Origin of the sequence: Pseudomonas sp. 6D_7.1_Bac1 (assembly GCF_025465945.1) — a bacterium.
Lineage (GTDB): Bacteria > Pseudomonadota > Gammaproteobacteria > Pseudomonadales > Pseudomonadaceae > Aquipseudomonas.
The window spans coordinates 140313-154247 of record NZ_JANLNW010000052.1; the positions used below are offsets into that span (position 1 = coordinate 140313).

A 13935-nucleotide genomic window follows, 5' to 3' on the forward strand; every position below is an offset into this window, starting at 1 on the left:
TTTCCTGCAGTTCTCGATCAATGACTCTATTGCATCCGGGTTTTTCTGCCAGAGCGCCGACGTTATGATTGCGCCGATTTCTTTTCCGGACAGGGCCCATGACTCAAGAACCTAGCACCCTCTATGCCAAGCTGCTTGGTGAAACCGCATCTATTACCTGGAAGGAACTCGAACCGTTCTTCGCCAAGGGTGCCCTATTGTGGGTCGAGGCCGATCTGGATTTGATCGAAGCCGCCGAAGCCATGGCCGAGGATCAGCGCGAGAAAGTGGCTGCCTGGCTGGCTGCCGGGAAGGTTGCGCAGGTGTCTGCAACGGGGGCGCTGGATCTGGTCGAGCGCGATCCGCAGCTCTGGGCGGTGGTGGTTTCGCCGTGGATTCTGATCCAGGAAAGGACGCAGGCCTGAAGGGTTGCACCGATTTGGTGCTGATGGGGCTCATGCAAAAGTGTGTAGCCGAGTAGCGTGATGGCAGGTTGCCGTAGAGAAATGCTACAGGCGGGCAGGGGGGGAAGGTTACGTAAACGTAACGGGAACAGTTTATTAAGCAGCCAAATGGCTGCTTAATTGTTTCTGGATGTTGGAGATGTGCTGGAAGTGAGGACGCCATCGCGAGCAGGCTCGCTCCCACAGGATTTAGTGGCGTTCACAGAGTTTGTGTTCGACACCGATCACTGTGGGAGCGAGCCTGCTCGCGATTGGCCGTGACGCGGTCAGGCCGTCTTGCCGGTATGGTTATTCAGCGAAATGACCTTGGTCTTGCCGATGCGGTGGCGGTAGATCTCGCGCAGGTACTTGATGGCCTTTTTCACGCAATCGCGCGACAGGCGGATGTCGTTGATCGAGACAAACTTGTCTTTGTCGTTGATCAGCTCACGGTACTTCTTCTCGTACATCGGCTTGATCGCGTACCAGTTGGTGTCGAGGATCTTCGCCGGGTTTTCGAATTCGTTGAGCAGCTCGTCGATCCTGGCCTCGTCGAAGTCTTCATGAATGATGAAGTCGAGGATCGAGTTGTCCAGCGTTTCGTCGAAACGATACGGGTTGCGTGCAAAGCAACGTTTGATGAAGGCCACAATCAAGGTCAGGAAATCGTCCGACAGGCACGGGCTCTTGGCGATCAGGGTGGTCAGCGACAGGTTGGCCGAGGCTCCGATCACCAGTGCATAACGCTTGAGCGTGGTGTTGGGGAACAGGCTGTTGAGGTGGGTCTTCAACCGGTTCAGGTCCATGTAGGACAGCTTGTAATCCTTGGGTAAGGACACGATCGAGACCACCGACGAGCAGTTCTTGAAGAAGTGCAGGTCATGCAGGGCGGCAGCGTCGTAACCCGAGTTCTTGTATTGCTCCAGCGACGCGCGATAGCGCTTGGACTCGATCGGCAACAGGCTGATGCCTTCGATGGCCTGGGTCACCTTGTTGAAGTGCGGCAGGTCGATGGAGCGGAAGAACAGGTCGTCGATGTTCAGGCGTTGCGGCTCTTTGTCGAACACCTTGAATTTGTCACCGCTCGGTGCCGGTTGTTCTGGTACCACCGACTCGGCGTAGGCAATCGCCACTGGCCCGGCCAGACTCATGAACAGGTCGTTGGCATCCAGGCGAATTGTTTCGCCGATGTCGATACCGGCACGACGGAAGTAGTTCTGGTCGTAGTCGGTGGTGACCGCCTGGGCTGTCAGAATGTTGAAGATCTGCTGCGAGATGTATTGGTTGGCGTGCTTTTCCATGGCATTGACATCAATGTTCTGGATATTGCCGTCATCGTTCTCTTCGGCGTAACGCATGATGTCGTTGGAAATGAGCATCATCGCGTTCCATGGACGGATGCGGCCCATGACGCTGGCTTCGCTGCTGTCTTCGTTGGCGAAGTTGTACGAGAAATCCCATTCTTCCGACAGGTACTTGCACAGCAGGCGACCGGCGTTGATATGCAGTGCTTCAGACATTTCGCTGCGGTGATCGGAAATGTTCGGCAGTACGCAAATACCGCTGGTGAAGATCGGCTCGAACACGAAGGAGTGGCCGCTCTTGCTGTCGTGCTCGTCCACAGGTTTGGTGTCGAACGTCTTGTTCATGTACGAGTGCTGCTGGGCCAGGCCGAACTCCGAGGCCATGCCCGAACCGGTACCGCCACCGGCGCTGAAGATCGAGAAGTACAGGCGCGACTGGTTGGCCTTGATGCCGCAGCTGTCGATCAGGTACGAATGGATCATCTTCCAGTCGGGGCTGGAGAAACGCTGGGTGTCCTTGTTCAGGATGATCTTCGCCAGGTACTGGCCGAGGATTGGCGCGTTACCGGCGCCACCGGCGTGGACTTCCGAGAGGTCCATGATCTTCATTTTGCTGTAGTCGCGCAGGAAGCCGCTTTTTTCGCCTTTGCGCGAAAAGCGGATACGTCCGGCGATGTCTTTGTCCAGGTCGCCGAGCATCACCAGCGGCTCGACGAGGAATACTGGTTTGCTGGCCTTGCCGGCACCCAGCTTCAGGTTGTTGCGAATCCATTGCGCAGGGCTGTAGCCCTTTTCAGCATAGGGTTTGTCTTCGTTGTTGAACTCGTTGAGGTAGAACTTGCGGGCGTTGTACACCAGCTCCGCGACGTCCAGCGCAATGTTAGAGCCGCAGCGACCCAGACCGATCAGGCACACGGAGGGGAATTCCTGCTGATGCAGTTCGTGGGCATCTTCCAGGTGCGGGGGCTTCGGGAACACCAGATCCCGCAGGCCATCGAGGTTGTCGAGGATGCGATCGGTGTTGGTCTCGGTGAAATACAAGTACTGCTGAGTCGCAAGCGGGCGCGAGCTGGTCAATGGCTTCGGGACTGAGGGTTTATCCGTGGCGGCGGTGAGCGTCAGTTCGGATACCGCAGGGGCAGGATTATTTTTAGAAGTCATTGTGCGCCATGTGCCTGGACGGGTTGGTTCGGCGGCGAGATATCATCAAGCCATCACGAATATAGAGCTCGCGACTTTACAGCGCGATAGTGTCCCCAGCGATAGGGCTTTACCTGAGTGTCGCTAGGGGGAATCCTTTCCTGATTCATGATGAATCGGCCAATATTTGGCGATCTTTAATCGAACAGAGGCAAATTGATGGCAACGCTACCTTCACTCGCGTTCGCTGGAATCGGCTTGATGGGTTTGCCGATGTGCCGGCGCTTGTTGGCCGCGGGCTATCCACTGACCGTCTGGAACCGCAACCCTGACAAATGCGTGCCCTTGGTCGAGGCCGGGGCGCGACAAGTGGCCACACCTGCCGAGCTGTGTCAGCACGCCGATCTGCTGATGTTGTGTCTGGCTAATACCGAAGTGGTGCGCGAAGTCGTGTTCGGCGTGGCAGGCGTTGCGCTCGGTGCGAAAACCGGTCAGTTGCTGGTGGACTTTTCCAGTCTGGAACCCACGGCGACGCGGGAAATGGCCGCCGAGCTGGCCAGTCGTACCGGCATGGGCTGGCTGGATGCGCCGGTATCCGGTGGGGTCGCGGGTGCCGAAGCCGCTAGCCTGGCGATCATGGTCGGCGGTGAGTCAGCCGATGTCGAACGGGTGCGCCCGGTGTTGTTGAGCCTCGGCCAACGGGTCACGCACATGGGCGCGGTCGGCGCAGGGCAGGTGACCAAGGCCTGTAATCAGATGATCGTTGCCTGCAATGCCTTGGTCATCGCTGAAGTGGTGGCGCTGGCCGAGCGTTCGGGCGTGGATGCGAGCCTGCTGGCGGAGGCGTTGAGCGGTGGGTTTGCCGATTCGAAACCCTTGCAGATGCTCGCCCCGCAAATGGCCGAGAGCCGTTTCGAACCGGTGAAATGGCATGTTCGAACGTTGCTCAAGGATCTCGACGGCGCAGTGAAGTTTTCCCGCGAGCAGGGCTCGGCGACGCCGATCAGTGGGCTGGCTGCACAGTTGATGCGCCTGCATGGTGGCCAGGGGTATCTTGAAAAAGATCCCTCGACATTGATCCATCTATACCGCGAGCCAGGCTCAAAGGATTGACAGCGTGTGAGTGATTACGCTGGTTGATTTCGTTCAGGACCGGGCGCAACTCAGTCAGCGGCACCGGGCGGCTCAACAGATAACCCTGAACAAAGTCGCAACCGAAGCGTTCGAGGAACTGGTACTGCTCCAGGGTTTCGACACCTTCGGTGACCACCTGCAAATGCAGGGTATGGGCCATGACGATAATGGCCTGGACGATCTCCATGTCCTGAGTGGCCTTGGGAATGTCCTGGATAAACGAACGGTCGATTTTCAAGGTGTTCAGGGGCAAACGCTTGAGGTAGGCCAGGGACGAGTAACCGGTGCCGAAGTCGTCGATCGACAGCGAAACACCCAGCGCCCGAATTTTGCGCAACAGTACCAGCGTATTGGCGATGTTGCCCATCAGCGCATTTTCCGTGACCTCCAGCTCCAGCCTTTGCGGTGCGACACCGGCTGAAAGCAGCGCATGTTCGACTTCTTCGGCGAGCTCTTCGCGAGCGAGGTTGAGCGGTGAGCAGTTGACGGCAATGTTCAATGACTCGCAGCCGTTCCTGGACAGTTCGCTCAGGTCTTCACACGCTTTGCGCAGCACCCAGTTGTCGAGTTCAGCGATCAAACCATTGGCTTCGGCAATCGCGATGAAACGGTCAGGCGCGAGTAAACCGTGCACTGGGTGTTGCCAGCGAACCAGTGCTTCGAGTTTGGTTACCTGGCCACTTTTGAGGTCGTAAATAGGCTGGTAATAGAGCATCAACCCGGTTTCGTCACGTAAGGCATTGCGCAGCTCTTCTTCGAGTTGCAGCTCCATCGTCGCCTTGGTTTTCAGGTTGGGGCTGAAAAAGTGCAGGCCGTTACGGCCATTGCCCTTGGACTGGTAAAGCGCCAGATCGGCGTTTTTCAGCAGCTCTTCGCAGCTCTTGCCGTCGTCGGGAAACACGCTGATACCGATGCTGGTGGTCATGACCATGCGTCGGCCGGCCAGCTCGATCGGCTCCTTCATTTTATGCATGATGCGCTGCGCCATGTGCCGCGCTTCGTCACGATCACGCAGGCTGATGAGAATGCAGAATTCATCGCCGCCAAACCGTGCGACCACATCGTCGTGGCTGCGGGTCGAGCTTTTGATGTGGTCGGCGAGGACTTTCAGCAGTTCGTCACCGGCGTCATGGCCCAGGCTGTCGTTGATGCGCTTGAAATGATCGATGTCCAGAAACATCACCGCCAGCATGCCATTGCTGGCGCTCTTCTCAATGAGCTTCTCGGCGAAGATCTGGTTGAAGCCGCGGCGGTTGATCAGGTTGGTCAGGGCGTCATAGTGCGCCACTTGTTGCAGCGACATGCGTGCCTGATCCAGTTGGCTGAGCAGGGCGTTGACCCGGCGCAGGTCGTGCTCCTTGTGTTGCAGCTTCTTGTCGGCCAGGGCCGCGCTGATGCTACTGCCGATGACCAGCAGCGCAATCACGGCAATCATCAGCCCCAGTTGCAGGTGGTCGTTGTCGACCGGCAGTTGCACAGAGACTCCGGCAGGTAACACCAGGCTCATGGCCTGCATACCGGTGAAGTGCATGCTCACGATGCCGGCACCCAGCACCAGGCTGGCGGTGTATTTGAGCATCTGATGGGCGATGCCGCTGCCGTTGCGCAGAACGTGCGACAGTAGCAAGGCAATTGCACTGGCGCCGATGGCGATCAGGATCGACACGCCGAACAACGTTGGCTGGTAGTGGGCCTCGGCGTTTGAGCGCATGGCGGCCATGCCCACGTAATGCATGGTGCAGATGCCCAAGCCGATGCAGATCGAGGTTTGCACATATTGCCAGACGCTCAGTTGTGCATTGCTCAGGCTGTTCATCGCCCAAAAGGCTGCAATAAAGGCGATCAGCAGGGAAAGGAAGGTGGTCGGCAAGTCGTAATGGATGTCGATGGGCGCCTGGAACGCCAGCATGCCGATGAAGTGCATGGCCCAGATACCGCCCGACAGGCAGCCGGCACCGACCCAGCGCCAGAGCCGTTGAGAGGCAAGGTTCTCGGCGTGACCGACGCGTTCGGCGATGTCCAGCGTGGCAAAGCTGGCCGCGCAGGCGACCAGGTAGGCCAACAGCACCAGAAAGGGGTTATGACTGCAACTGAGTACTACTTGCCCGCTGCTCTCTGGCAGCTCGGTAATGAAATGCAAACCAAGCCACTCCATAGCGTGCCCCGTCTCTGAGTCATCCTGCACCGGCGCCATGAACGCTGGCGAATGCTTGGAGTATAGAGGCCGTGCGCAGAGTGCAAGCGGTAGTGGCACATTGACTCTGACGATTTTGTAATGAGCCCAAGAGCGTTTGGAAATAAATTGCCGGTCGCCATGGACGGGTATCAGCCTTGCGAATAATGACAGACAGCGGCCATGGCGCTGACTAGATTGCTGGTTCCGGGCTCGAATGCTGTCGGCAGTAAAGCCCTCATAACAATAAAAGAGACGGACCCATGCAGAACTCGACCCAAGCGGCGAATGCCTGGCGCATTCTGTTCCTGCTGTTTCTGGCCAACCTGTTCAACTTTTTCGACCGCACGATCCCGGCGATCATCATCGAGCCAATCCGTATGGAATGGCACCTTAGCGATTTTCAACTGGGAATTATCGGGACTGCGTTCACCATCGTTTATGCCGTTGCCGGTCTGCCGCTAGGGCGAATGGCCGACACCGGTTTGCGTAGCAAGTTGATGGGCTGGGGGTTGGCGGTGTGGAGCGGGCTGACCGCGGTCAACGGTCTGGTGGGGAGCTTCTGGAGTTTTTTGATTGTGCGCATGGGGATCGGCATTGGTGAGGCCAGCTATGCACCGGCCGCCAATTCACTGATCGGTGATTTGTTCCCGGCGCATCGTCGGGCGCGGGCCATGGGTATCTTCATGCTGGGGCTGCCGCTGGGCCTGCTGTTGGCGTTCTTCACCATCGGCGCGATGGTCAAGGCGTTCGACAGCTGGCGCGCGCCATTCTTCATCGCGGCCGTGCCGGGTCTGATTCTGGCGATGTTCATGTTCTTCATTAAAGAGCCCAGGCGCGGTGCGGCGGAAACCGTGCAAGTGTCCCAGGAACGGGTGGACCGGCCGATTCGCCGGGTGCTGGCGATTCCGACCTTCCTCTGGCTGGTGATGGCGGGATTGTGCTTCAACTTCGCCACCTATGCGTGTAACTCGTTTCTGGTGCCGATGTTGCAGCGCTACTTTCAGATGGCGTTGCAGGAAGCCGCGGTGGCGACCGGGGTGATCGTCGGTGTGACCGGGTTGTTCGGCCTGACGCTGGGCGGTTGGGTGGCGGACAAGATTCACCTGCGGGTGGCCAACGGTCGGCTGCTGTTTGCCGCGTTCAGCCTGATCATTTCGACCCTGTGCACGGCTTGGGCGCTGCACGCCGGACGGATTGAAATCGGTGTGTTCGTTGCGGTGTTCAGCGTTGGTTGGTTGTTTGCCTACAACTTTTATACCTGCGTTTACACGGCCATTCAGGACGTGGTCGAACCGCGTTTGCGCGCCACGGCGATGGCGTTGTTCTTCGCCGGGCTCTACTTGTTGGGCGGTGGTTTGGGGCCGGTGGTGGTGGGCGGTTTGTCCGATCACTTCGCCCATACGGCAATGCTGGCGGCGGGGGCGGAGCAGATGAGCGAGGCGTTCAAGGCTGTGGGGCTGCATGACGCGATGTATTTGATTCCGGTGGCGTTGTTTTCCACCATGGTGTTTCTGTTCCTGGCTTCGCGGTGTTTTGTGAGGGATGCCAAGCGGATGAAGGAGGGATTGGTTGCTGTGGTTGAGCCTGGGATTGCTGTGGCGACGGCCTGATCGCCTTCGCGAGCAAGCCCGCTCCCACAGGGGATCGTGGTCGAACACTGATCTCGCATACGCTGGCGATCATTGTGGGAGCGAGCCTGCTCGCGATGGGGCAATCGTAAACGCCACAAAAATCGGGCAAACAAAAAGGCCCGCATCGCTGCGGGCCTTTTTGTTTTAGCGGGGGTATAGAGGAGGGCTTAACCCGCCACCAGCACCCGGATCGCTTCCAGTCGCAGTGCCGCTTTGTCGAGCATGGCCAAGCCTTGCTCGCGCTGCTGACGCAGGGCAACCAGTTCGCTGTCGCGTACTGTCGGGTTGACCGCTTGCAGGGCGGTCAGGCGCGCGAGCTCTTCTTCGGTGTCAGCGGCCAGACGGCGTTGCGCTTCGGCGACACGTTCGGCGTGGCGCGGGGTGATCTTCTCTTCGCCGGCGTTGATGCGCGGTGTCAGTTGATCACGCTGAGCCTGAACAAACTTGTTGGCGCTGGCACGCGGCACGCTTTCGAGCTGATCGTTGAGGGTTTCGAACGACACTCGGCCCGACAGGTCGTTGCCGTTGGCGTCCAGCAGGCAGCGCAGGGCGGCCGGCGGCAGGTAACGGCCCAGTTGCAGCGAGCGCGGGGCAACCACTTCGCTGACGTAGAGCAGTTCCAGCAACACAGTGCCAGGCTTGAGCGCCTTGTTCTTGATCAGCGCGACGGCGGTGTTGCCCATCGAGCCGGACAGCACCAGGTCCATGCCGCCCTGAACCATCGGGTGTTCCCAGGTAATGAATTGCATGTCTTCGCGAGACAGTGCCTGGTTGCGGTCGTAAGTGATGGTCACGCCTTCGTCGTCGCCCAGCGGGAAGCTGGCGTCGAGCATTTTCTCACTCGGCTTGAGGATCAGCGCGTTTTCCGAATGGTCTTCACTGTCGATGCCGAACGCGTCGAACAGGGTTTCCATGTAGATCGGCAGGGCGAACTGATCGTCCTGCTCAAGGATCGCCTCGACCAGCGCGTCACCTTCGCCCGTGCCGCCGGAGTTGAGTTCCAGCAGACGGTCACGGCCGCTGTGCAACTCGGCTTCCAGGCTTTCGCGGGTACTACGTGCTTCGTCGATCAGCGCTTGCCACTCGCCGTCATCGGCATTTTCCAGCAGCGGCAGCAGGCGAGGGCCGAACTGGTGCTGCAAGGCGTTGCCGGTCGGGCACGTGTTGAGGAACGCGTTCAGCGCTTCGTGATACCACTGGAACAGGCGCTCTTGCGGGCTGGTTTCCAGGTACGGCACGTGCAGTTCGATGATGTGCTTCTGACCGATCCGGTCGAGACGACCGATGCGCTGTTCCAGCAGGTCCGGGTGCGATGGCAGGTCGAACAGCACCAGGTGGTGGGAGAACTGGAAGTTACGACCTTCACTGCCGATTTCCGAGCAGATCAGCACTTGCGCGCCGAACTCTTCGTCGGCGAAGTAGGCGGCTGCGCGGTCACGTTCGAGGATGTTCATGCCTTCGTGGAACACCGTGGCCGGGATGCCGGAGCGCACGCGCAGGGCGTCTTCCAGGTCCATCGCGGTTTCGGCGTGGGCGCAGATCACCAGCACTTTGGTGCGCTTGAGCATTTTCAGCTGATCGATCAGCCACTCGACCCGTGGGTCGAAGCGCCACCAGCGTTGTTCTTCATCTATATCCGGTTGAGCCTGGAAGCTGACTTCCGGGTACAACTCGGCGTGTTCGCCCAGCGGCAGTTCGAGGTATTCGTCCGGGCACGGCAGCGGGTACGGGTGCAGTTTGCGTTCCGGGAAGCCTTGCACCGCGGCGCGGGTGTTACGGAACAGCACGCGACCGGTACCGTGGCGGTCCAGCAGTTCGCGCACCAGACGGGCGCTGGCTTCAGCGTCGCCTTCGTTGACGGCGGTCAGCAGCGCTTCGCCTTCGTCACCGAGGAAACCGTGGATGGTTTTGTGCGCGGCTGGAGACAAGCGCCCCTGGTCCATCAGTTCTTGAACGGCTTCGGCCACCGGACGATAGTTGTCGCTTTCGGCGCGGAACGCGTGCAGGTCGTGGAAACGGTTTGGATCGAGCAGGCGCAAGCGTGCGAAGTGGCTGTCCTGACCCAGTTGCTCTGGGGTCGCGGTCAGCAGCAGTACACCAGGAATGGTTTCTGCGAGTTGCTCGACCAGCGAGTACTCAGGGCTGACCTGATCTTCGTGCCACACCAGGTGGTGAGCTTCGTCGACCACCAGCAAGTCCCAGCCGGCCGCGAACAGCGCGTCCTGGGCCTTTTCGTCTTCTACCAGCCATTCCAGAGCGACCAGCGCGAGCTGGGTGTCTTCGAACGGGTTGCCGGCATCACTTTCGATGAAGCGTTCTTCGTCGAACAGCGCGACCTGCAGGTTGAAACGACGACGCATCTCCACCAGCCACTGGTGCTGGAGGTTTTCCGGCACCAGGATCAACACGCGGTTGGCGCGACCCGAGAGCAATTGGCGATGGATCACCAGACCTGCTTCGATGGTTTTACCCAGACCGACTTCGTCCGCCAGCAGAACCCGCGGCGCGATACGGTCAGCGACTTCACGGGCGATGTGCAACTGGTGAGCGATCGGTTGCGCACGCACGCCACCCAGGCCCCACAGCGAAGACTGCAACTGGCGGCTGGTGTGTTCCAGAGTGTGGTAACGCAGGGAGAACCAGGCCAATGGGTCGATCTGCCCGGCGAACAGACGGTCGCTGGCCAGACGGAACTGGATGAAGTTCGAGAGTTGGGTCTCAGGCAGGGTCACCACGTCGTTCTGCGCGTTGAGCCCGTGGTAGACCAGCAGGCCATCGACGTCGTCGACTTCGCGCACGGTCATCTTCCAGCCTTCGAAGTGAGTGATGGTGTCACCCGGCGAAAACCTCACGCGAGTGAGGGGCGCATTCCGTAGCGCGTACTGGCGTGTGTCGCCAGTGGCCGGATAGAGCACGGTCAGCAAGCGACCGTCCTGTGCCAGAACGGTGCCTAAACCTAGCTCGGCTTCGCTGTCACTAATCCAGCGTTGCCCCGGTTGATACTGCTGCGCCATGCTGCCTGACTCCCGCCTTGAAAAAGCCGACTATGTTAACGGATCAGTGCCTTCAGAGCCAAAGGACTCTGACAAAAACTACTAAGCTTGAAAGGTAGCGTAGCGAGGCGTTTGTCGGGCAGTCGGGCAGTCAGGCATTTGGGCATGTCAATGGGTCACCAGTTTGCGACCGATGGCTCAAGTCACCCCCTCGGCAGCCGACAGCCTGCACACAGGAGACTAATAATATGCTGCCACCGATGCTCCCCTTGAGTGCCGTGCCGATCACTTCCCAGCAGGATCCGATCCGCCAGCGGCCGGATATTCCGCCGGTGGTGCCGGTGGAGGCGAGCTCCAGCGAAAGTACGATCGACCTGCACAAGCGCCATGCCGAAGAGTCGGCCCTGCTGTTGCGCGAAGAGCAGCGGCGCCAGCAAGCGCGCGACCGGCGTCGCCGCGAAGCCGAAGAGGATCCTGAAGAACACCTGGCGGTACCCGGTGACGAATTGAACGCCGACAACACGGTGCCTGTGGTCCCTCTGATGGAAGATCAGCCGCGTCAGGGGTTGTGGGTCGATATCGAGGTCTGACGTTTGCACATTTTTTGTTGTGCTCCGATGCGGCTGGCGGCTGGTCAGCGCCGCCCATTGGCCGCATTATTGGCAAACCTTGAGCGGGCAGGGTGACAGTTGTCGCTGTGCTACGCCTGTATTGACCTTGAAGATGTAAGCCACGCCATGAGCCAAGACGACAAGCTGATCGACCTCAATACCGAGCGTGCCAAGCGCGTGCATGACCTCAATGAAAAGCGCCTGAATGAAGTGCGTCAGGCTTTCGAGCAGGCCATGCCTTTGGGTAAAGCGAAGAAAAAGCCGAAAAACAAACCGAAAAAGCGTTGATCCCCCCCCCTGCATCTGTTGATGCAGGTCAGTTATTTCCCCTCCTTTATGCCCAGTCTTGGGCAGCATTGATCCCGGTCAATTTTCTCTCGTGCCTGATTGGTTAACTTAGCCCCATCGCAACAGGGCAAGTGCAGGAGGCCAGTCATGTTTTTCGATAATGTGGTGATCGCCGGAGTGCTGACAGTCGGCCTCATGGTTCTGTTTTTTGCCGGGTTTGGATTCTTTATCTGGAAAGACGCACATAAGCGCAAAAAGCCTTAGGTCTTTCTGGAAGCACGAGCACGCAAGGCATTTTGGGCGACTTCGGTCGCCTTTTTTTTTGCCTGACTTTTATATTGATCGTTCCCACGCAGAGTGAACGATCTTCACTTTTCACAGGCCATAAAAAAGGCGCGACCTCCAGGAGGGCGCGCCTTTTTGTTCGGCGGTGAATCAGCTGCCGAGTGCCTTTGATGCCAGCCAGAACAGGCCAGCCGACAAGGCCATCGATGCCGGAAGGGTCAGGACCCAGGCCAGCAGGATGGTTCTCACGGTGCCGCCTTGCAGGCCGCTTTTGTTGGCGATCATGGTCCCGGCCACACCCGAAGACAGTACGTGGGTGGTCGATACCGGCAGGCTGAAGATGTTCGCCAGACCGATCATGCCGGCGGTGGTGATCTGCGCCGACATGCCCTGGGCGTAGGACATGCCTTGCTTGCCAATCTTCTCGCCGATAGTCAGTACCACGCGTTTCCAGCCCACCATGGTGCCCAGGCCGAGGGCCAGGGCGACTGCCAGAATGACCCAGAACGGGGCGTATTCAGTGGTGGTGGTCAGGTCTTTACGCAGTTTGTCCAGGTCAGCTTTTTCGCGGGCATCGAGACCAGGCAATTTGCCGACTTTCTTCGCCGTATCGTCCAGGCAGAGCAGGTAGCGACGCACTTCGATGCGGCTTTCCTGCGACAGCGAGTGGTAGTCCGCTACACCTTTGAGGGTGCCGAGCAGGGCTGAAATGGTCGGTTCGGTCTGTTGCGGGTTGCAGCGGAATTTCTCCGGCAAATCGCCATCCAGGCTTTTGCCCAAGGCCAGGAACTCACCCAGCGTATCGCCATTGCGCTTATAGAACTGGCTCAGGTGCAGGGTCGCATCGCGAGTCCGTTCGATCTGGTAGGTGCTGCTGCTCAGGTCGAGTACGAACTGCGCCGGCACGATACCGATCAATACCAGCATGATCAGGCCGATGCCTTTCTGGCCATCGTTGGAACCGTGCACGAAGCTCACCGCCATCGCCGAGATCACCAGGACCAGACGGTTCCAGAACGGTGGGTGTTTCTTGTCATCAAGCTTGCGGCGCTGGTCCGGAGTCTTGTGCATCTTCGACAGTGGACGCCACCATTTAAGGCCAATCAGCACCAGCGCGGCCACCAGGAAACCGGCTATTGGCGAGAACACCAGGGATGCGCCGATATCGATCGCTTTCTGCCAGTTCACGCCGTCAGCCAATGGAATGTCGTTGATCAGGGCGTTCGCCAGACCCACACCCAGGATCGAACCGATCAGGGTATGAGAGCTGGAGGCCGGGATACCGAAGTACCAGGTCCCCAGGTTCCAGGTAATGGCCGCGGCGAGCAACGAGAACACCATCGCCAGCCCGTGGCCGGTATTCACATTGATCAGCAACTCTACCGGCAGCAGGTGGACGATGGCGTACGCCACGCCAACACCGCCCAGCAACACGCCGAGGAAATTGAACACACCCGAAAAGAACACTGCCAGATGAGGCGGCATGGCTTTGGTGTAGATAACAGTGGCAACCGCGTTAGCGGTGTCATGAAAGCCGTTGATGAACTCGAAGGCGAGGACAAAGGCCAGGGCGAGCAAGAGGCTCACAAGCACCCAAGCATCCAGTCCGCTGAATAAATCGATCATGAAGGTTTTCTGACCCGGTCGTAAGGGGGCGCGATTATGCCAGAAAACCCTGCAAATCAATGCACTTGCTGCTCATCGGTAACATTCTTCAATGATTTAGTTTGTAACAAGGCCCTAAGCCCCAGCGTTATCGTAGGTTTTTCAAGTCATTGATTTCATTGGTGGTCAGGGCGAATGCCAGCATTTCAGTTGCTCCGATGGGAAGCTGAAATGGGTGTGTGAAATATCTGTAAGGCAGGCCAGCCAAGTGCCATTTACCTCATCCGGTGGGATAAAGGCAGCAACCGCCCGCTTTTAGCGGGCGCGATATGGAACGCCATTCCAT

10 protein-coding genes are annotated in these 13935 nt (G+C 58.7%); 6 read left to right on the forward strand and 4 right to left on the reverse strand.

Annotated features, from left to right (window positions below; genetic code table 11):
* Positions 1-98 precede the first annotated feature (98 nt).
* On the forward strand, positions 99-404 hold the full coding sequence (locus NTD87_RS13705) for a DUF2288 domain-containing protein (RefSeq protein ID WP_262114480.1): 306 nt from the start codon (positions 99-101) through the stop codon (positions 402-404).
* Between the two features lie 305 nt (positions 405-709).
* On the opposite strand, the gene NTD87_RS13710 is transcribed toward NTD87_RS13705, so the two are convergent.
* Positions 710-2887 (reverse strand): hypothetical protein, encoded by a 2178-nt coding sequence (locus NTD87_RS13710; protein WP_262114481.1) that lies wholly within the window; start codon positions 2885-2887, stop codon positions 710-712.
* A gap of 195 nt (positions 2888-3082) precedes the next feature.
* Here NTD87_RS13710 and NTD87_RS13715 point away from each other — a divergent pair, with 195 nt between their 5' ends.
* Positions 3083-3979 (forward strand): NAD(P)-dependent oxidoreductase, encoded by an 897-nt coding sequence (locus tag NTD87_RS13715; RefSeq protein WP_262114483.1) that lies wholly within the window; start codon positions 3083-3085, stop codon positions 3977-3979.
* On the opposite strand, the gene NTD87_RS13720 is transcribed toward NTD87_RS13715, so the two are convergent.
* Positions 3870-6155 carry a putative bifunctional diguanylate cyclase/phosphodiesterase gene (locus NTD87_RS13720; RefSeq protein WP_262114485.1) on the reverse strand — a complete coding sequence of 762 codons (2286 nt, stop codon included), beginning with the start codon at positions 6153-6155 and terminating at the stop codon, positions 3870-3872. The genes NTD87_RS13715 and NTD87_RS13720 overlap by 110 nt on opposite strands.
* 281 nt (positions 6156-6436) lie before the next feature.
* On the opposite strand from NTD87_RS13720, the gene NTD87_RS13725 reads away from it, so the two are divergent.
* Positions 6437-7786, forward strand: a complete 1350-nt coding sequence (locus tag NTD87_RS13725; protein WP_262114486.1) for a spinster family MFS transporter — start codon at positions 6437-6439, stop codon at positions 7784-7786.
* A gap of 188 nt (positions 7787-7974) precedes the next feature.
* Here the strand turns inward: NTD87_RS13725 and rapA are convergent, their stop codons facing one another.
* On the reverse strand, positions 7975-10821 hold the full coding sequence (rapA, locus tag NTD87_RS13730; RefSeq protein WP_262114487.1) for an RNA polymerase-associated protein RapA: 2847 nt from the start codon (positions 10819-10821) through the stop codon (positions 7975-7977).
* A 227-nt stretch (positions 10822-11048) separates the two neighbouring features.
* Here rapA and NTD87_RS13735 point away from each other — a divergent pair, with 227 nt between their 5' ends.
* The 3 genes from NTD87_RS13735 to ccoM all read left to right on the forward strand — a co-directional run bounded on the left by NTD87_RS13735 (position 11049) and on the right by ccoM (position 11963).
* Positions 11049-11390, forward strand: a complete 342-nt coding sequence (locus tag NTD87_RS13735) for an aspartate-semialdehyde dehydrogenase (protein WP_262114488.1) — start codon at positions 11049-11051, stop codon at positions 11388-11390.
* A 147-nt stretch (positions 11391-11537) separates the two neighbouring features.
* Positions 11538-11699, forward strand: coding sequence for a hypothetical protein (locus NTD87_RS13740; protein ID WP_007906621.1), 162 nt, complete (start codon positions 11538-11540; stop codon positions 11697-11699).
* Positions 11700-11846: 147 nt separating this feature from the next.
* Positions 11847-11963, forward strand: a complete 117-nt coding sequence (gene ccoM, locus NTD87_RS27875) for a cytochrome c oxidase subunit CcoM (RefSeq protein WP_007926603.1) — start codon at positions 11847-11849, stop codon at positions 11961-11963.
* Positions 11964-12134: 171 nt separating this feature from the next.
* Here the strand turns inward: ccoM and NTD87_RS13745 are convergent, their stop codons facing one another.
* Positions 12135-13610 (reverse strand): inorganic phosphate transporter, encoded by a 1476-nt coding sequence (locus NTD87_RS13745; protein ID WP_262114489.1) that lies wholly within the window; start codon positions 13608-13610, stop codon positions 12135-12137.
* Positions 13611-13935 lie beyond the last annotated feature (325 nt).